This is a genomic window from Streptomyces sp. NPDC020681 (assembly GCF_044334895.1).
Classification (GTDB): Bacteria; Actinomycetota; Actinomycetes; order Streptomycetales; family Streptomycetaceae; genus Streptomyces.
Map to the genome: position 1 here is coordinate 24,571 of NZ_JBIRTX010000020.1, position 18,084 is coordinate 42,654.

The window sequence follows — 18,084 nt, forward strand, 5'->3', positions numbered from 1 at the left end:
CAGTGACTCAGGCCCGGTTCTCGACACGGCGTACGAACTTCAGGCCCGACCAGTCCTCGTCCAGTTGCGCGACCTTCACGTCGACGATCCCGAGCGGGAGGAACAGGTCCCGCAGCCCGTTCCCGTCGATGTCGCTGGTGTGCCCGGCCGCCTTCCGCGGCCAGGCGATCCACAGCATCGAACGGTCCGCGAGGTGCTCGACCAGCCTCTCCGCGTCCGCCGACAGGTCCCTGTGCGTGCGGTAGAACGCCAGCGTCACATCCGCCTCCCGCGAGCCCCGGTCGCCGACCGTGACGTCCTCCGGCAGGTCGGGGATCGTCCAGCCGCGGGGCCGGTGGCGGAACACCACTCGGTGGCCCGGCTTGACGCCGAGCTTCTTGGCCAGCGGTGTGCCCGAGTATCCGGATGCCGTCGAAGAAGCCGTCATACCGGAATTCTCGCTCGCTCCTCCCGTATTCCGTCCTCCCGTATCAGGAACGGCTCCAGCAGCCCCGGCACGGCGTCCGCCGCGAACGCCAGGCCCTCACTCTCGTCCGCGTCGTACACCGAATACGCTCCCGCCCCGGCCGCCGTCGTCGCCGTCAGCGTCAGTACACCCGCCCGGCGCTGGAAGACGGACTGCTTCACCGTCCAGCCGATGACCCCGCCGCGCTGGAGCGCCACGGTCGCGCGGCGGATCGTGCCGGAACGGGCCAGCAGATAGCCGCCGCTCACGCCGTGCCCCAGACTGCGGTACGCGTCCAGCGCCAGGATCACCGCCACCGGCAGCGCCACCACCGCGCACGCCGCCGCGACGTACAGCAGGACGGAAGTGAGCCAGAGGCCCATCGCGGTGAGGACGCCGAGCGGGACGAGCGCGGTCGTGAGCGCCCAGCGCAGCCGGCGCGTGCGGGCCGCCGGCGGGTGCGGCGTGAGCGGCGCGTTCGTCGGCGTCTCCGGCTCGCGCAGCACCTGCCCGGCCACCTCGTCCGCCAGCATCCGCGGCGCCGGCGGCAGCAGCACCTTCAGGTCGGCGTGTTTGTCCTGCTCGTCGTCGACCAGGCCGGTCGCGACCGCGTCCACCCGGGCCGCGCCGAACAGCCGCACACCGAGCGGCTCGACCAGCTCGACCCCGCGCAGTCTGCGCTCCTCCATGGAGATCGAGCGCGCGGTGAACAGTCCGCGGCGCACCCGCAGCGTGCCGCCGGGCTCCCGCTCCAGGCGGTAGTTCCACCACATCTCGATCCACAGGCCGAGCGCGCCGACGATTCCCGCGGTGACGGCCGCCGCCACGAGCACCACGACCATCAGGACTATGGAGGTGTCCTCGAAGCGGTCGCCGACCCAGTCGATCACCTCGCTCTGCGCCCCGAACCACTCGCTGACCTGCATGACACCGCCGGCCGCCGCACCGCCGAGCAGCGGAGCGACGAACGAGACCGGTGCGTAGCGGATCCAGGTCGGGTCGAAGCCCGCGAGCGCGCCCTCCCGGTGCGTGCCGGGCGTGGTGTCGGCGGCCCGGGCCAGCAGCACTCTGCGCAGCCGTTCGCCCTCCGCCTTGCTGACGGGGTCGAGCTCCAGCGTGGACTCGCCGCCCGCGCTGTGCTCGCCGGTGCCGATCCGGACCTTCACCAGGCCGAGGACCCGCAGCACCGGGTTGGCGGTCAGGTCGACGCTGCGGATCCTTTCGCGGGCCAGCGAGCGCCGTTTGACCAGCAGCAGTCCGGTGTGGAGCTCGGCGCGGTCCGGCCCGATGCGGTAGCGGGTCCGGCGCCAGCGCATGTAGTCCGCGCCCGAACCGACCGAGATCAGTACGACGGCACCGGCCAGCACCCAGCCGAACGCCTGCCACAGCGGCATGCCGCCCGCGAGCCCGAGCGCGGTGGGCAGCCCGGCGCCGGCCGCCACACCGGCCAGGACGAGCGCGGTGACCAGGACCGTACGCCGGTCGAGCCGCTGCCAGTCCGCGTGCGGGGTGCTCATGTCGCGTCCCCGGGCGTCGCCTGGGTGATCCGCGTCAACTGCTCCGCGAGCTCCGCCGCCAGCTCGTGGTCCAGCCCCTGGATCCTGATCGCGCCCTTGGACGAGGCCGTCGTCACGATCACCGTGGCCAGCCGGAACGCCTGCTCCAGCGGCCCGCGCAGCGTGTCCACCGTCTGGATCCGGGACATCGGCGCGATCCGCCACTCCTGCCAGAGCGCGCCGGTACGGACATAGACCGCCTCGTCCGTGACCTCCCAGCGGTGCACCCGGAACCACCAGGCGGGGAAGAAGGCGGTGCCTGCGAGACCCAGCACCGCCAGTGCCGCGGCGACGGTCAGCAGCCATGCGCGCCCGGGCGCGATGAGTGCGCCCAGCACGGCCAGTACGGCCACCGGCACCGCGGTCGTCAACAGGCACTGCACCCGCCACCAGCCCACGACCCGCTCATTGAGCGTGTTGTTCGGCGGCCGCAGCCGCACCGCCAACCGCTCCTCCCCCGCCCTCTCCCCCACCGTCATCGGCTCAACGACCCCGCAGTGTGCGGTACTTGGCAACGAGTGCGGCGGTGGAGCTGTCCAGCTGCCCGCCGCCCCTCGCCGCGGCAGCGGCTGATGTCACAGCTTCGGTGAGCACCGGCTCGATCTTCTTCGCGAGCACCTTGCCGAGCTCGACGCCCCACTGGTCGAAGGAGTCAATGTTCCACACCGCGCCCTGGACGAACACCTTGTGCTCGTACAGCGCGATCAGTTGGCCCAGCACGGACGGCGTGAGCTCGTCCGCGAGGATCGTGGTCGTCGGGTGGTTGCCCTGGAACGTCTTGTGCGCGACCAGCTCCTCGGCCACGCCCTCCGCCCGCACCTCGTCCGGTGTCTTGCCGAAGGCGAGCGCCTGCGTCTGCGCGAAGAAGTTGGCCATCAGCAGGTCGTGCTGGGCGACCAGGCCGGGCAGCAGATCGTCGACCGGCTTGGCGAAGCCGATGAAGTCCGCCGGGATGACCTTGGTGCCCTGGTGGATCAACTGGTAGTAGGCATGCTGCCCGTTGGTGCCGGGCGTGCCCCAGACGACCGGGCCGGTCTGCCAGTCCACCGGGTTGCCGTCGCGGTCCACGGACTTGCCGTTGGACTCCATGTCGAGCTGCTGGAGATAGGCGGTGAACTTGCTCAGGTAGTGCGAGTACGGCAGCACCGCGTGCGACTGCGCGTCGAAGAACGCGCCGTACCAGAGGCCCAGCAGGCCGAGCAGCAGCGGTGCGTTGGCCTCCGCCGGTGCCGTACGGAAGTGCTCGTCGACCAGGTGGAAGCCGTCGAGCATCTCGCGGAAGCGGTCCGGGCCGATCGCGATCATCAGCGAGAGACCGATGGCCGAGTCGTACGAGTACCGTCCGCCGACCCAGTCCCAGAACTCGAACATGTTCGCCGTGTCGATGCCGAAGTCGGCGACCTTCTCGCCGTTCGTCGACAGCGCCACAAAGTGCTTGGCGACGGCGTCCTGATCCGCCTTCAGCTCGGTCAGCAGCCAGTCGCGCGCGGAGGTGGCATTGGTGATGGTCTCGATGGTGGTGAAGGTCTTGGAGGCGATGATGAACAGCGTCTCGGCCGCGTCCAAATCCCGTACGGCCTCGTGCAGATCGGCCCCGTCGACGTTCGACACGAAGTGGAACGTCAGATCGCGCGCGGTGAAGGAGCGCAGCGCCTCGTACGCCATCGCCGGACCGAGGTCCGAGCCTCCGATGCCGATGTTGACGACGTTCTTGATGCGCCTGCCGGTGTGGCCGGTCCATTCGCCGGAGCGGATCCGGTCCGAGAAGGCGGTCATCTTGTCGAGCACCGCGTGCACGCCCGGCACCACGTTCTCGCCGTCCACCTCGACGACGGCGTCCCGCGGGGCGCGCAGCGCCGTGTGCAGTACGGCGCGGTCCTCGGTGGTGTTGATCTTCTCGCCGCGGAACATCGCGTCCCGCAGCCCGGTCACGTCCGTCGCCGCCGCCAGCTCGCGCAGCAGCGTCAGCGTCTCGTCCGTCACCAGGTGCTTGGAGTAGTCGAGGTGGAGGTCGCCGACCTGCAGGGTGTACCGGCCGCCGCGCTCCGCGTCGGCCGCGAAGAGCTCCCGCAGATGCGTCTGTCCCAGCTGCTCGCGGTGTTTGCCGAGAGCGTGCCATTCGGGCGTCTGGTTGAGCCTGGTACGGCCTTCTGCGTTCATCCTGGACATCAGCCCACTTCTTCTCGTACCTGCCTGAGTGCCCCGCTGCCTGACCAACCTAATTGATCTGGGAGGCGGACGGCGCAGAGCATGCGGAAGGCGAAGAGGCCGACGAAAAAGTCCGGCCGGGCACCGTGGAGGTGTCCGGCCGGACCGTGAGTTCTAGATTTCGCCGCGCAGTTTGGCAAGCGCCTCGGCGAGGATCGCCTCGCCGTCCGCGTCGCTGCGCCGCTCACGCACATACGCGAGATGCGTCTTGTACGGCTCCGTACGCGGCGGGTCCGGCGGATTGTCCCGGTCCTGACCGGCCGGGAACCCGCAGCGCGGGCAGTCCCAGTTGTCCGGGACCTGTGCGTCGCTGGCGAAGCTCGGCTGCGTCTCGTGCCCGTTCGAGCACCAGAAGGAGATGCGCAGGCGCGGCGCGGACTCGCCCCGCTCGGCCTCGCCCATCGGCCCCGCTCCGACCCGGCTTCCCCGGATCGCGTTGCCACTTGCCACGGTCGTAACTCCCTGCGTGATGGTGCTGCACAGCGTCTCACAGCGGCTGCGCCGCGGTGGCCCAGTCTACGTAAGGCCCAACGCTCGTCCAGTGATTGGAGTTACACCCCACACCGGGACTCGGAACGCCGAGGTCAGCTGTCCAGCTTCACCAGAAGGCCAAGTACGACAATGCACGCAAACCACAACAGACCGACCACGACGGTGATCCGGTCGAGGTTGCGCTCGGCGACCGAGGAGCCGCCGACCGACGACTGCATGCCACCGCCGAACATGTCGGAGAGGCCGCCGCCCTTCCCCTTGTGCATCAGTACGAGCAGCATCAGCAGCCCGCTGAAGATGAGCAGGGCGATCGAGAACCCCATAACCACGGCTGGACCCTACTTCCTGGCAAAACTCTCGGACTATACGAACGGACTTTACGAACGAACGGGGGCCCGGGCTCGGAAAGCCTCAGGCCCCCGCAAGGGTACGCCGGATCCGCGCTAGCGCATACTCACTGGTCGCGGAACCGGACGATCTTGACAAACTCCTCGGCGTCCAGCGCCGCGCCGCCCACCAGGGCGCCGTCGACATCGGGCTGCTTCATGATCGCTGCGACGTTCCCGGACTTCACCGAGCCGCCGTACTGGATGCGGACCTTGTCGGCCAGCTCCTGCGAGTAGAGCTCGGCGAGCCGCGCCCGGATCGCCCCGCAGACCTCCTGGGCGTCCTCCGGAGTGGCGACCTCGCCGGTGCCGATGGCCCACACCGGCTCGTACGCGATCACGATGGACTCGGCCTGCTCGGCCGGAACGTCCTTGAGACCGCCGTCGAGCTGCGTGATCGTGTACTCGACCTGCTGGCCGGCCTTGCGGACGTCCAGGCCCTCGCCGACGCAGAGGATCGGGGTCAGGCCGTGCTTGAAGGCGGCCTTCACCTTGGCGTTGCACAGCTCGTCCGTCTCGGCGTGGTACTGCCGCCGCTCGGAGTGGCCGACGGCGACATAGGTGCACTTCAGCTTGGACAGCATGGGGCCCGAGATCTCACCGGTGTACGCACCGGAGTCGTGCGCCGAGATGTCCTGGGCGCCGTACTTGATCTTGAGCTTGTCGCCGTCGACCAGGGTCTGTACGGACCGGAGATCGGTGAAGGGCGGGAGTACGGCGACCTCGACGGCCTCGTAGTCCTTGTCCGCCAGGGCGAAGGCGAGCTTCTGAACGTGGGCGATGGCCTCGAGGTGGTTGAGGTTCATCTTCCAGTTGCCCGCCATCAGCGGGGTGCGCCCTTGGGAAGCAGTAGTCATCAGGGGGTCAGTCCTCCAGTGCGGCGAGGCCGGGAAGCGTCTTGCCCTCGAGATACTCGAGGCTCGCGCCGCCACCGGTCGAAATGTGGCCGAATGCCTTCTCGTCGAAACCCAGGATCCGCACGGCCGCGGCGGAGTCTCCGCCGCCGACGACCGAGAATGCCTCGGATTCGGCGAGCGCCTGGGCCACGGCCTTGGTGCCCTCGGCGTAGTCGGGGTGCTCGAAGACGCCCATCGGGCCGTTCCAGAAGACGGTGGCCGCGTCGGCGAGCTTCGATGCGTACAGCTTGCGGGTCTCGGGACCGATGTCCAGACCCTCTTCGTCGGCCGGGATCGCGTCCGCGGCGACGGTGGTCGGGTTGGCCGGGGCCTTGGTCTTCAGGTCCGGGAACTCCGGCGCGACCAGCACGTCGACGGGGAGCACGAACTCCACGCCCTTGGCCTTGGCCCGCTCCAGATACTCCTGCACCGCCGGGATCTGGTCCTCCTGGAGCAGCGAGATGCCGACCTCGTGGCCCTGGGCCTTGAGGAAGGTGTACGCCATGCCGCCGCCGATCAGGATGCGGTCGGCCTTCTCCAGCAGATGGTCGATGACGCCCAGCTTGTCGGAGACCTTGGCGCCGCCGAGCACGACCGCGTAGGGACGCTGCACGTCCTCGGTGAGCTTCTTCAGGACGCCGACCTCGGTGGCGATGAGGTAGCCGGCGACGTGCGGCAGGCGGGCCGGCAGGTCGTACACCGAGGCGTGCTTGCGGTGCACGGCGCCGAAGCCGTCGCCGACGTACACATCGGCCAGTGCGGCGAGCTGGTCGGCGAAGGCGGCGCGCTCGGCGTCGTCCTTGCTGGTCTCGCCGGCGTTGAAGCGGAGGTTCTCGATCACCGCGACCCGGCCGTCGGCCAGGCCGTCGACGACGGCCCGCGCGGACTCGCCCACGGTGTCGGTCGCGAACGCCACGTCGGCGCCGAGGAGTTCACCGAGCCGCGCGGCCGCGGGGGCGAGCGAGAACGCCGGGTCCGGCGCGCCCTTGGGGCGGCCGAGGTGCGAGGCGACGATGACGCGCGCGCCCGCACCGGCGAGCGCGGCGACGGTCGGCTGGACGGCCCGGATGCGGCCGTCGTCGGTGATGGTCGTGCCGTCGAGCGGCACGTTGAGGTCGGCGCGGACGAATACCCGCTTGCCCGCGACCCCTTCGGCAAGAAGCTGGTCGATCGTCTTCATGAAATTGCGGCTCCTGGAAGGGCTGGACGTGCGGCAGGGCTCGGGCAGCGCCACATTGCGCTGTCCGAGCCCTGTCGCTCACATCGTGATGCTCTCGTTGAAGATCAGAGCTGTCAGAGCTGGCTGCCGACGAAGACCGTGAGGTCCACGAGACGGTTGGAGTAGCCCCACTCGTTGTCGTACCAGCCGAGGATCTTCACCGACTTGCCCTCCTGGACCATGGTCAGGGAGGAGTCGAAGGTGCAGGACGCCGGGTCGCCGACGATGTCCGAGGAGACGATCGGGTCCTCGGTGTACGACAGGTAGCCCTGCAGCTCGCCCTCGGAGGCCTTCTTGAACGCGGCGTTGACCTCGTCCTTGGTGACCTCGCGCTCGAGCTCGACGACGAGGTCGGTGGCCGAGCCGGTCGGGACCGGGACGCGCATGGCGATGCCGTCCAGCTTGCCCTTGAGCTTCGGGAGGACCAGCGCGGTGGCCTTCGCGGCACCGGTCGTGGTCGGGATGATGTTCTCGGCGGCGGCGCGGGCGCGGCGCAGGTCCGAGTGCGGGAAGTCGAGGATGCGCTGGTCGTTCGTGTACGCGTGGACCGTGGTCATCAGGCCCTTGACGATGCCGAAGTTCTCGTCGAGAACCTTGGCCATCGGCGCCACACAGTTGGTGGTGCAGGAGGCGTTGGAGATGACGTGGTGCTTGGCCGCGTCGTACTTGTTCTCGTTGACGCCCATCACGATGGTGATGTCCTCGTCCTTGGCCGGAGCCGAGATGAGGACCTTCTTGGCGCCGCCCGCGATGTGCTTCTCGGCGTCGGCCTTCTTGGTGAAGATGCCGGTCGACTCGATGACGATGTCGACGCCCAGCTTGCCCCACGGGATGTCGGAGGGGTTGCGCTCGGAGAGCACCTTGATGGTGTGGCCGTCGACCGTGATGGTGTCGGCGGTGTGAGTCACCTCGGCCTTGAGGCGGCCCAGGATGGTGTCGTACTTCAGCAAGTGGGCCGTGGTCGCAGTGTCACCCAGGTCGTTGACAGCCACGATCTCGATGTCTGCACCCTGCTCCAGCAGCGCGCGGAAGTAGTTACGACCGATGCGGCCAAAGCCGTTGATGCCTACGCGGATCGTCACGAACCGATCTCCTCGTTAGGTACGCCGGTTTTAGACGCCGGCGAGTTGTATGGGATGTCCCCGACCGCCTACGACCCTACCCCCCTGACTGCCCCGGAGTGACATCGAGTGGGTCCGTGCGGACCAACGGCGGTCTGTACCCATGAGTAGGGGTACAGACCGCCGTCCGGGCTACGCAGCGTCAGCGCCTCAGCGCGCTGAGCGCCTTGCCGATGAGCTGTTTGCGGTCGGCCGCCGCGGGCACGTGCTCCAGGCCGAAGCCGATCAGAACGGTGTCGCGGGTGGTGATCGCACCGGCCGACGGATACAGGTCCTGGCTCCGCGCCCAGTTCCCGCGCAGTGGCGGACTGCCGGCCGGCGGCCCGGCCACCGTCCAGGGCCCGAGGTCGGTCTCGAAGCCCTCGGCCGCCTGCTCCACGCCGCCGAGCGCCAGCGCGGCGTTGTCGACGAAGACGCCGCGGCCGCCGTCGCCGGGGTCGGTGATGTACGAGACGGACACCTCGATCTGCTTGCCCGCGTAGGCGCTCAGATCGAACGAGGCGGCCCGCCAGCCGTCGGACGCGCCGGTGAAGCTGTTCCAGCTGCCGCTGGTGCCGCTCGCGGTGCAGCCGCCGGATCCGACGGTGAGGTAGTGCTTCAGGAAGGGATGCTGGTTGACGTAGAAGCCCTGGTCGCACTGGGTCGGGACGGTGGTCCTCGTGCCGCCGTTCACGTCCGGCAGCGTGGTCCAGTCGTCCTGGCCGACCGTGTGGACCTCGACGACCGCGTTGTCGTAGCCGGGCTCGGTGTTGAAGCTGAGCCGGAGATTCAGCGCGGGCCTGTCGGCCGCGGTGGCAGCACTGAGGTCGAGCGGTCGGGACAGCCGCATCCAGGAGGCGTTGCTGTGGGTGGCCGCCGCGTACCAGTCGCCGTCGTACGGCGAGAAGGGCATCTTGACGCCCGGATAGTCACCGGCGGCCGCGCTGCGGAACTGCGGGAACTGCTCGGGCGGCAGCGTGTCCGAGGTGATGGTGTACGCGCCTGCCGCGTCCAGCGGGTTGCCGGGTGCGTCCGCGAGGGCCGCGGCGGCGCCCGTAAGTCGTCCCGTGCCGAGGAAGTCTCCCGTTCCGGCGAGTGAGGCGCGGCCGGAGGCGCCGAGGTAGTACTGGGCGAAGTCGTCGCTCAGTGCACCGCCGAGGTTGGCGTTTCCGCCGGCCCGTTCACCGGTGGTGATGAGCTTCCCGCCCTCGTTGACGAACTCGCGGACGGCCTGCGTGGTGGCCCAGGACGGTGCGGCGGCGCCGGTGTACCAGACGGCCGTGTCGAAGTGGCCGAGCACGCCGAGCGGGTGCGGGACGCCCTGGGTGGCGACGTCCCAGACGGCGCTGCGCCGGTGGTTGTCGGCGAGTGCCTTGGTGTACGCGGCGGTGTTCTTGGCCGGGGTGGTGCCGCCTTCCTCGGCGATCACCAGCGTGTCCCCGCGGGGCCTTTCGGCGATCGTGTACGTGAAGTGCTCGCTGGAGGTGGGCTTTCCGGCTCTGGTCTCACCGGTGAACCAGACCTCGACCTTGTCGCCGACGTCGCCGTCCTGCACCTTGGCGCGGTACTCGTCGAAGCGGATGCTGTCCTCGCCGCCGTAGGTCTCGCCGCCCTTCCAGGGCCTGAGCGCCTGGTCGTGGACGCGGCCGCCGTTGACGCGGTACTTGAGTTCCTTGTCGCGTACGGACTTGCGGACGGTGACGGCGACTTCCTGGTCTCCGCCGCGGGCGTAGGAGACGGTGAAGGGGTCGGGCGTGAAGTCCGCGGCCTTCAGACCGATCGAGGAGGACGGCTGGTCGGGGTGGACCGCGGTCTCGGCGACGGAGAGCGCGAACGGGATGTTCTTGGCGAACTCCTGCTGGATCAGCTTCTCGTCGTCCGGGAAGGTGAAGACGGATGCGCAGTCCGCGGCGTTCCAGGGATCGTTGGGGTCGATCCTGGAGACGGTGGCGCAGGTCGACATCTCCGGGGTGTACATCATCATCCCGTTGACATTGGCCGCGTGGCCGTCGGCCTCACCGTTGGTGGTGTAGAGCTCGGAGGAGACCTGCGGACGGTAGCCGGGGATCGCGGAGTTCTCCGGTGTGCCGGCGAGGGCTTCGTAGAGGACGTCGTCCGGTGTCGGGGTCGCGACCTGCCAGCCGACTCCGTACAGCAACAGCTCGGCCGCGGAGTGGTAGTTGATGCCGTACTCGAAGCCGATGCGCTTCTGGAAGGCGTCCAGAGCCTTGGTCTCGGGCTCGGAGACCGGACCGGTGCCGCGATAGGTCTCGTCGAACGGGTCGGGTGACGAGCCCTCGTTGTCGTAGCCCCACTTGTAGGAGAAGTTGCGGTTGAGGTCCACGCCGTCGCCGGCGGCGATCGTGCCGTCGCCGTTGTTGTCGCGCAGGTTCTTGCGCCACTGCCGTGCGGCCGTGCCGGTGAAGGTGTAGTCGTAGCCGTCGGGGTTGGCGGAGAGGACGAACCACAGTTCGGTGGAGTCCACGATCCTGGTGACCCGGGGGTCCTTGCCGTAGTTGGCGAGGTAGTAGTGCATCAGCCGCCGGGTCATCTCCGGGGTGATCCACTCGCACGCGTGCTGGTTGGACAGATACAGCGTCGCGGGCTTGGTGCCGTCCTTGTACTTCTTCGCGCCCTTGCTGAGCTTGAGCGCGAGGATGTCCTGGCCCTTGACGCTCCTGCCGATGCTGACGACCTTGGTGATCTGCGGGTTCGCCTGGGCCGCGGCGACGATCTCGCGCTGCAGTCCGTTCTCGCCGCTGTACGGGCGGAAGACGCCGTCGCCCGCGGCCGCGACGCGCTTCTCGGCCGATGCCGAGATGGTGTGCTCGGTGACCGGCACGCCCTGCTCGCGCAGTTCCCCGGCCTGCTGGTCGGTCAGATGGAGCTCCACGGTGGCGGTGCCCTTGTCGGGCACCTGCTCGGTCAGTTCATGACCGTCGGTGCCCGCCGCGAGGAGCAGCGGGACCTGCGCCTTGGTGACTTTCGCATGCCATACGGACAGTCCTTCGTCCTCGCCGCCGGTTTGTGCCTGGGCGAGCGGTGCAGCCGCGAGTCCGGCTGTCAGGAGTGATACGGCGGCGAGGATCGATCTCGCTCTTCGTCTCATTGGCCCCCCTTGCTGGTGTCTGCCAGGAAAGTGAACAGACGCCAGACTCATCACACCCCATGGCCATGTCAAGGTGGCCACGCGTGCCGAACGGGTGCACATCACACCGCTGCCGACGTTCGTGTGAACGCCGGCAGCGGTGAGAGGACTGGATGGTGACGGTGGGTCAGCCGACGAGGCCGTCGGCCAGCTCCTCGGAGAGGTTGGACTCCGTACCCGGGATGCCGAGGTCCTGGGCCCGCTTGTCGGCCATCGCCAGCAGCCGGCGGATCCGTCCGGCGACCGCGTCCTTGGTCAGCGGCGGGTCGGCGAGCGCGCCCAACTCCTCCAGGGACGCCTGCTTGTGCTCCATCCGCAGCCGGCCTGCCGCCGCGAGATGCTCGGGCACCTCTTCGCCCAGGATCTCCAGCGCCCGCTGGACGCGAGCGCCGGCGGCCACCGCGGCCCGCGCGGAGCGGCGCAGATTGGCGTCGTCGAAGTTGGCCAGGCGGTTGGCGGTGGCGCGCACCTCGCGCCGCATCCGCCGCTCCTCCCAGGCCAGCACCGACTCGTGCGCACCGAGCCGGGTCAGCAGGGCGCCGATGGCGTCACCGTCGCGTACGACCACGCGGTCCACGCCGCGCACCTCGCGCGCCTTGGCGGCGATGGAGAGCCTGCGGGCCGCGCCCACCAGGGCCAGCGCGGCCTCCGGTCCCGGGCAGGTGACCTCCAGCGAGGAGGACCGGCCGGGCTCGGTCAGCGAGCCGTGCGCCAGGAACGCGCCGCGCCAGGCGGCCTCCGCGTCACAGGTGGCGCCGGAGACGACCTGCGGCGGCAGTCCCCGGATCGGACGGCCGCGGCCGTCGACCAGACCGGTCTGCCGGGCCAACTGGTCGCCGCCCGCCACGACCCGTACGACATAGCGCGAGCCGCGGCGCAGTCCGCCGGGCGCCATCACCATGAGCTCGGAGCTGTGCCCGAAGATCTCCAGGATGTCCCGCTTCAGCCGGCGCGCCGCGATCCCGGTGTCCAGCTCCGCCTCGATCACGATGCGGCCGCTCACCAGGTGCAGCCCGCCCGCGAACCGCAGGATCGCCGAGACCTCCGCCTTTCTGCAGCAGGTCCGGGTGACGGGGAGCCGGGAAATTTCGTCCTTCACCGCAGCCGTCATCGCCATGGGCCGATCCTTCCATGCATCCGAAAAATACGGTCGTACGCGGCGGCCAACAGCTCCGGGTCGTGCTTCGGAACTCCTGTGGGCGAGGCAACGGGGGCCAGCTCGACCGCGGCGCCGAGCCGTTTTGCGGCATCGGCGAGAGATTCGCGGTCGGGCACGGCGGCCTCGTCGGCCAGCACCACGTCCAGGGCGAGTTTAGGCGCGTGTCGTCCCAAAACCTCCAAATGACGCTGCGGTGAGAAGCCTTCTGTTTCGCCGGGCTGCGGCGCGAGGTTCAGCGAGAGGACCCGGCGGGCCTTCGTCTCGATCAGCGCGTCGCGCAGCTCGGGCACCAGCAGATGCGGAATCACCGAGGAGAACCAGGAGCCGGGACCCAGCACCACCCAGTCGGCGTCCAGGACCGCGTCGACGGCCTCCGGGACGGCGGGCGGGTCGTGCGGGACGAGGTGCACGGACTGCACCTCGCCCGGGGTGAGCGCGACGGTGGCCTGGCCGCGGACCGTGTCCACTTCGTCCGGACGGGCCGGGTCGTGGCCCCGTACCAGCGCCTGGAGCTCCAGCGGGACGGCGGACATCGGCAGCACGCGGCCGTGCGCGCCCAGCAGCTTGCCGACCAGGTCCAGCGCGAGGACATGGTCGCCGAGCTGCTCCCACAGGGCCACGATCAGCAGATTGCCGACCGCGTGCTCGTGCAGATCGCCCTGCGACTGGAAGCGGTGCTGGATGACCCTGGCCCAGGTCTGGCCCCAGTCGTCGTCGCCGCACAGGGCCGCCAGGGCCTTGCGCAGATCGCCGGGGGGCAGCACACCGAGCTCGTCGCGGAGCCGGCCGCTGGAGCCGCCGTCGTCGGCGACCGTGACGACCGCGGTGAGGTCACCGGTGATCCGGCGCAGCGCCGTCAGCGACGCGGACAGGCCCATGCCGCCGCCGAGTGCGACGACCTTGGGCTGCGCGCCGCGCTTCCGTCCGGTGAGCGTGTGGCTGGTCCGGCTCAGCCGCCGCAGACGGAGATTGCGTCCGGTCACTCGCGCCCCATGTCCCGGTGGACGATGACGGTCTCGATCCCCGCGGAGGAGAGCCGGGCGGCCAGCTTCTCGGACGTGGCGACGGAGCGGTGCTTGCCGCCGGTGCAGCCGACGGCGATGGTCACATACCGCTTGCCCTCGCGGCGGTAGCCCGCGGCGATCATCTGGAGCAGCTCGGTGTAGCGGTCGAGGAACTCCTTGGCGCCGGGCTGGTTGAAGACGTAGTTCGAGACCTCTTCATTGAGGCCGGTGAACGGGCGCAGCTCCGGGACCCAGTGCGGGTTCGGCAGGAAGCGCATGTCGACGACGAGGTCCGCGTCGACCGGCAGCCCGTACTTGAAGCCGAACGACATCACCGTGGCCCGCAGCTCCGGCTCCTCGTCGCCGGCGAACGAGGCGTCCATCTTGGCGCGCAGCTCGTGCACGTTCAGGCTGGAGGTGTCGATCACCAGGTCGGCGTCGCCGCGCAGCTCGCGCAGCAGATCACGCTCGGCCGCGATGCCGTCGGTGATCCGGCCGTCGCCCTGCAGCGGATGCGGCCGGCGGACCGACTCGAAGCGGCGCACCAGCGCCTCGTCGGAGGATTCGAGGAAGACGATCCGCCGCGTGACCTGCTTGGCGTCCAGGTCGGCGAGGGATTCGCGGAGGTTGTCGAAGAACCGTCGGCCTCGTACGTCGACGACGACGGCGATCCGCGCGACATTGCCCTGCGAGCGGGCGCCGAGCTCCACCATGGTGGGAATCAGCGCGGGCGGCAGGTTGTCGACGACGAACCAGCCGAGGTCCTCCAGACACTTGGCCGCCGTGCTGCGCCCGGCGCCGGACATACCGGAGATGATCACCAGCTCGGGGATCGCCGCGTCAGCGGCTCCGCCGGGCTCGTTCGTAGTGCCCGTACTCACGTCTGCTGCTCCGTCTCCGTCGTGCTCATTCATGTCGTGCTGCCCCCGTCGTTCTCTTCAATGATCTCTCCTGTTGCCGTATTCACGGCAGGGGCGGCCGGAGCCGCCTGGGCGAGGGCCGCGACCACGGACTCCGCCGTCTTGCGTCCCATGCCGGGAACCTCGCAGATCTGCTCGATTGTCGCCTGCTTCAGCCGCTTCACCGAGCCGAAATGCTTGATCAACGCCTGTTTGCGGGTCTCGCCGAGACCGGGCACCGTGTCCAGCGGGCTGGTCCTGATGCGCTTGGTCCGCTTGGCGCGCTGATAGCGGATCGCGAAGTCGTGAGCCGTGTCACGCACCCGCTGCAGGAGATACAGCCCCTCGCTGGAGCGCGGCAGGACCACCGGGTCGTTCTCCTGCGGCAGCCAGACCTCTTCCAGACGCTTGGCCAGGCCGCAGACGGCGACGTCGTCGATGCCGAGCTCGTCGAGTGCGCGCTGGGCGGCGGCGACCTGAGGCTGCCCGCCGTCGACGACGACGAGCTGCGGCGGATAGGCGAAGCGCTTGGGCCTTCCGTCGTCCTCGGGAGGATCCTCGCCGATCCACTCCCCCGTCCTGTCCTTCTCGGCCAGATACCGCTTGAAGCGGCGGCTGATCACCTCGTGCATCGAGCGGACGTCGTCCTGGCCCTCGAAGCCCTTGATCTGGAAGCGGCGGTACTCGCTCTTGCGCGCGAGGCCGTCCTCGAAGACGACCATGGACGCCACGACGTCCTCGCCCTGGAGGTGCGAGATGTCGAAGCACTCGATCCGCAGCGGCGCCGAGTCCAGGCCGAGGGCCTCGGCGATCTCCTCCAGTGCGCGGGAGCGGGTGGTGAGATCGCTCGCGCGCTTGGTCTTGTGCAGGCCCAGCGCCTGCTGCGCGTTGCGCTGGACCGTTTCCATCAGGTCCTTCTTGTCTCCGCGCTGAGGAATGCGCAGCGAGACGTTCGAGCCTCGGCGGCCGGTCAGCCACTGGCTGACCGCGCCGGAGTCCTCCGGCAGCGCCGGTACGAGGACCTCCTTGGGGACGGAGTCGCCGCTCTCCTCCCCGTACAGCTGCTGCAGCGCGTGCTCGACAAGGCCGGCGGTGTCGACGGCCTCGACCTTGTCGGTGACCCAGCCGCGCTGGCCGCGCACCCGGCCGCCGCGGACATGGAAGATCTGCACCGCGGCTTCGAGCTCGTCCTCGGCGAGCGCGATGAGATCGGCGTCGGTGGCGTCCGCGAGCACCACCGCGTTCTTCTCCAGCGCGCGCTTGAGCGCCTCTATGTCGTCGCGCAGCCTGGCCGCCCGCTCGTACTCCAGCTCGTCGGCGGCCGCCGTCATCTGCTTCTCCAGACGGCGGATGTACGTACCGGTCCGGCCGGCCATGAAGTCGCAGAACTCCTCGGCCAGTTCGCGGTGCTCCTCGGGTGTCACCCGGCCGACGCAGGGCGCGGAGCACTTGCCGATGTAGCCGAGGAGACAGGGGCGGCCCTTCTGGGCGTGGTTCTTGAACACGCCTGCGGAGCAGGTGCGTACGGGAAAGACACGGAGCATCAGGTCGACGGTCTCGCGGATGGCCCACGCGTGCCCGTACGGACCGAAGTAGCGCACGCCCTTGCGCTTGGCGCCGCGCATCACCTGGACCCGCGGGAAGTCCTCGTTGAGGGTGACGGCGAGATACGGATAGGACTTGTCGTCGCGGTACTTGACGTTGAACCGCGGGTCGAACTCCTTGATCCAGGAGTACTCCAGCTGCAGCGCCTCGACCTCGGTGGAGACGACCGTCCACTCGACGGAGGCGGCCGTGGTGACCATGGTGGCGGTGCGCGGGTGCAGATTCGCCAGGTCCTGGAAGTAGCTGGCGACGCGCTGGCGCAGGCTTTTTGCCTTCCCGACGTAGATCACCCGGCGGTGCTCGTCGCGGAATTTGTAGACCCCCGGAGAGTCGGGGATCTCTCCCGGCTTGGGACGGTAGCTGGAGGGGTCTGCCATGCCGACCACCCTACTGGCGGCCAGTGACAGCGCGGGTGCGGGCGGCTCTCGTCGGGGCCCGGCCCCGGGCCCGCAGAGGCCCGGGGCCGAGCACCGGATCAGTGCGGCGCAGCCGCTCGCCGACGGCGGACCGCCGCCGTGGCGAGCAGGCCGAGCGCCGCCAGCGCGCCCGCCGCCGCCGTCCACGAGGCGGCCGTGACCGCCGGGTCGTCGTGCGGCGCCGGGGCCGGGGCCGACGAGGCGTAGCCGCCCGCCCGGCCCCCCTTCGCGTACGGCGAACCGGGGAGCTTGTCGGCGTACGCCTTCGTGACCCGCGCGCGGTACGCGGCAAGGCTCGTGCCGCGGGCACCAACCGCCCGGACCGCGTCCTCGTCCAGCGGAAGCACCTTCGTACCGCCGCTGACGTACCACGCGTCGATCTGCGGTTCACGGAACACCGTGCCGCCGGGGAGCTTTCGCGCGCCGAGTTGTGCGTACCGGAACTCGTCGTCGCCGGTGGCGATGTTGACCACCTGCCACTGCGCGCCCCGGCGGGCCGTCCACAGCGACGCCCGTTGGCCGTCCGAGGAGACCGCCGGTGTCGCCAGGAACTCCAGACGGGCGACGGGCACGCCCGCCTTCCCGGCGACGAAGTCCGGCGCCAGCAGATGGACCGGGACCGTCTCGCCTTCGACGCGAGGAGCGGCCGCGGCCTTCGTGACCGCTCCGTCGCGGGCGAAGAAGCGGGACAGCGTTTCGATGGTGGCGGGCGCGGTGGCGGCGCGCCTGGCCGCGGCCCGGTCCGCCGCGGAGGGCCCGTCGACGGCACCCGCGGCCGTGGCCGTGCCGATCGCGCCGAGCGAGAGGCAGGCCGTCAGAGCGGCGGCCGCGGAGACGGGGATCCGAGAGGTCCGCTTCATCGCGCTCACGCCCCGATCCGGTACAGCGAGTGGGTCCAGGAGAAGGAGTCGTTGTCGACGTACCAGGCGTGCGACGCCCAGTTGTACCGGTCGCTGGAGGGCCAGGGATCTCCCCAGTACACCCAGCTGCTGGCGGTGTCGTAGCCGTAGATGACATGCATGTGCCCGCCGCCGCTCGACCACTGGATCCGGGTCTCGACCGGGCGGTCTGCGTCGATCTCGCTCTGCACGGTCGGGTAGCGCAGCCAGCCGGTGACATACGAGCCGGGATTGATGCCGGCCCAGCGCAGGCCGGTTTGCACATTGCCCAGCGTGGCCTGGGAGTTGGGGCATTCGGTGCCCTGCTGGCGGTTGAAGGCGGCATTGCAGAACTGGTTCTGCGAGTAGTTCCTGCCGAGGTACGCGGCGATGGTGTTGCCGCCCGCGGCCCAGCACCAGTTGGTCTTCTGCTGCGCCTGCATGGTGATGTCCAGCCGTTTCCAGGCGAGGACGGAGGAGTCGTCGTGCGGCGCGGCGGTCGCCGTCGACAGGGGCAGGGTGACAAGTGCGGCAAGGACGGCGGCTGCGGCTGCGAGCCGTCTCTTGGTGTTGCGCATCGCGTTCCTCCCGTTGGGGTGTGGGGATGGAGGAGCGCGTCCGGACGCTGCGGATGAGCATCAGTCCTTGTCGAGGGCAGGTCAACACGCTTCAA

Annotated in this window: 16 protein-coding genes; all 16 read right to left on the bottom strand. The window is 69.7% G+C overall.

The genetic code is table 11. The features are described 5' to 3' along the window. Positions 1-7: 7 nt before the first annotated feature. Positions 8-427, bottom strand: coding sequence for a DUF3052 domain-containing protein (locus tag ACH4YL_RS33130; protein ID WP_398511204.1), 420 nt, complete (start codon positions 425-427; stop codon positions 8-10). Continuing rightward, positions 424-1,962 carry a PH domain-containing protein gene (locus ACH4YL_RS33135; RefSeq protein WP_398511205.1) on the bottom strand — a complete coding sequence of 513 codons (1,539 nt, stop codon included), beginning with the start codon at positions 1,960-1,962 and terminating at the stop codon, positions 424-426. Before ACH4YL_RS33135 ends, ACH4YL_RS33130 begins: the two co-directional genes overlap by 4 nt. After that, on the bottom strand, positions 1,959-2,480 hold the full coding sequence (locus tag ACH4YL_RS33140) for a PH domain-containing protein (RefSeq protein WP_398511206.1): 522 nt from the start codon (positions 2,478-2,480) through the stop codon (positions 1,959-1,961). Before ACH4YL_RS33140 ends, ACH4YL_RS33135 begins: the two co-directional genes overlap by 4 nt. Positions 2,481-2,484: 4 nt before the next feature. Next, a complete protein-coding gene (gene pgi, locus ACH4YL_RS33145; RefSeq protein WP_398511282.1) occupies positions 2,485-4,161 on the bottom strand; it encodes a glucose-6-phosphate isomerase in 1,677 nt (558 codons plus the stop codon). Between the two features lie 162 nt (positions 4,162-4,323). After that, the gene (locus ACH4YL_RS33150) at positions 4,324-4,659 is read right to left on the bottom strand and encodes an RNA polymerase-binding protein RbpA (protein ID WP_078947476.1); all 336 of its coding nucleotides are present in this window, start codon (positions 4,657-4,659) and stop codon (positions 4,324-4,326) included. A 134-nt stretch (positions 4,660-4,793) separates the two neighbouring features. Then, positions 4,794-5,024, bottom strand: a complete 231-nt coding sequence (secG, locus tag ACH4YL_RS33155) for a preprotein translocase subunit SecG (protein WP_398511283.1) — start codon at positions 5,022-5,024, stop codon at positions 4,794-4,796. A 131-nt stretch (positions 5,025-5,155) separates the two neighbouring features. Beyond that, the gene (gene tpiA, locus ACH4YL_RS33160; RefSeq protein WP_398511207.1) at positions 5,156-5,944 is read right to left on the bottom strand and encodes a triose-phosphate isomerase; all 789 of its coding nucleotides are present in this window, start codon (positions 5,942-5,944) and stop codon (positions 5,156-5,158) included. Between the two features lie 7 nt (positions 5,945-5,951). Then, a complete protein-coding gene (locus tag ACH4YL_RS33165; RefSeq protein ID WP_398511208.1) occupies positions 5,952-7,163 on the bottom strand; it encodes a phosphoglycerate kinase in 1,212 nt (403 codons plus the stop codon). A 113-nt stretch (positions 7,164-7,276) separates the two neighbouring features. Beyond that, the gene (gene gap, locus ACH4YL_RS33170; protein WP_398511209.1) at positions 7,277-8,284 is read right to left on the bottom strand and encodes a type I glyceraldehyde-3-phosphate dehydrogenase; all 1,008 of its coding nucleotides are present in this window, start codon (positions 8,282-8,284) and stop codon (positions 7,277-7,279) included. Between the two features lie 181 nt (positions 8,285-8,465). Beyond that, on the bottom strand, positions 8,466-11,411 hold the full coding sequence (locus ACH4YL_RS33175) for a M14 family zinc carboxypeptidase (RefSeq protein WP_398511210.1): 2,946 nt from the start codon (positions 11,409-11,411) through the stop codon (positions 8,466-8,468). A 166-nt stretch (positions 11,412-11,577) separates the two neighbouring features. Further along, the gene (gene whiA, locus ACH4YL_RS33180) at positions 11,578-12,567 is read right to left on the bottom strand and encodes a DNA-binding protein WhiA (RefSeq protein ID WP_398511211.1); all 990 of its coding nucleotides are present in this window, start codon (positions 12,565-12,567) and stop codon (positions 11,578-11,580) included. Beyond that, on the bottom strand, positions 12,558-13,592 hold the full coding sequence (gene yvcK / locus ACH4YL_RS33185; RefSeq protein ID WP_398511212.1) for a uridine diphosphate-N-acetylglucosamine-binding protein YvcK: 1,035 nt from the start codon (positions 13,590-13,592) through the stop codon (positions 12,558-12,560). Before yvcK ends, whiA begins: the two co-directional genes overlap by 10 nt. Beyond that, positions 13,589-14,527, bottom strand: coding sequence for an RNase adapter RapZ (gene rapZ / locus ACH4YL_RS33190; RefSeq protein ID WP_398511213.1), 939 nt, complete (start codon positions 14,525-14,527; stop codon positions 13,589-13,591). Before rapZ ends, yvcK begins: the two co-directional genes overlap by 4 nt. Further along, entirely contained in the window at positions 14,524-16,494 is a 1,971-nt protein-coding gene (uvrC, locus tag ACH4YL_RS33195) for an excinuclease ABC subunit UvrC (RefSeq protein WP_398511214.1), read from the bottom strand. Before uvrC ends, rapZ begins: the two co-directional genes overlap by 4 nt. A gap of 98 nt (positions 16,495-16,592) precedes the next feature. After that, positions 16,593-17,393, bottom strand: a complete 801-nt coding sequence (locus tag ACH4YL_RS33200) for a hypothetical protein (protein WP_398511284.1) — start codon at positions 17,391-17,393, stop codon at positions 16,593-16,595. A gap of 5 nt (positions 17,394-17,398) precedes the next feature. Continuing rightward, a complete protein-coding gene (locus ACH4YL_RS33205) occupies positions 17,399-17,989 on the bottom strand; it encodes a papain-like cysteine protease family protein (protein ID WP_398511215.1) in 591 nt (196 codons plus the stop codon). Between the last annotated feature and the right edge of the window lie 95 nt (positions 17,990-18,084).

What these genes read in the sequence shown, in the direction of transcription:
- secG (WP_398511283.1), bottom strand. Translation starts at nt 5,024, where the DNA reads ATGGGGTTCTCGATCGCCCTGCTCATCTTCAGCGGGCTGCTGATGCTG.
- pgi (WP_398511282.1), bottom strand. Translation starts at nt 4,161, where the DNA reads ATGAACGCAGAAGGCCGTACCAGGCTCAACCAGACGCCCGAATGGCAC.
- ACH4YL_RS33130 (WP_398511204.1), bottom strand. Translation starts at nt 427, where the DNA reads ATGACGGCTTCTTCGACGGCATCCGGATACTCGGGCACACCGCTGGCC.
- ACH4YL_RS33175 (WP_398511210.1), bottom strand. Translation starts at nt 11,411, where the DNA reads ATGAGACGAAGAGCGAGATCGATCCTCGCCGCCGTATCACTCCTGACA.
- ACH4YL_RS33205 (WP_398511215.1), bottom strand. Translation starts at nt 17,989, where the DNA reads ATGCGCAACACCAAGAGACGGCTCGCAGCCGCAGCCGCCGTCCTTGCC.
- whiA (WP_398511211.1), bottom strand. Translation starts at nt 12,567, where the DNA reads ATGGCGATGACGGCTGCGGTGAAGGACGAAATTTCCCGGCTCCCCGTC.
- ACH4YL_RS33140 (WP_398511206.1), bottom strand. Translation starts at nt 2,480, where the DNA reads ATGACGGTGGGGGAGAGGGCGGGGGAGGAGCGGTTGGCGGTGCGGCTG.
- ACH4YL_RS33165 (WP_398511208.1), bottom strand. Translation starts at nt 7,163, where the DNA reads ATGAAGACGATCGACCAGCTTCTTGCCGAAGGGGTCGCGGGCAAGCGG.
- uvrC (WP_398511214.1), bottom strand. Translation starts at nt 16,494, where the DNA reads ATGGCAGACCCCTCCAGCTACCGTCCCAAGCCGGGAGAGATCCCCGAC.
- tpiA (WP_398511207.1), bottom strand. Translation starts at nt 5,944, where the DNA reads ATGACTACTGCTTCCCAAGGGCGCACCCCGCTGATGGCGGGCAACTGG.
- ACH4YL_RS33135 (WP_398511205.1), bottom strand. Translation starts at nt 1,962, where the DNA reads ATGAGCACCCCGCACGCGGACTGGCAGCGGCTCGACCGGCGTACGGTC.
- rapZ (WP_398511213.1), bottom strand. Translation starts at nt 14,527, where the DNA reads ATGAATGAGCACGACGGAGACGGAGCAGCAGACGTGAGTACGGGCACT.
- ACH4YL_RS33200 (WP_398511284.1), bottom strand. Translation starts at nt 17,393, where the DNA reads ATGAAGCGGACCTCTCGGATCCCCGTCTCCGCGGCCGCCGCTCTGACG.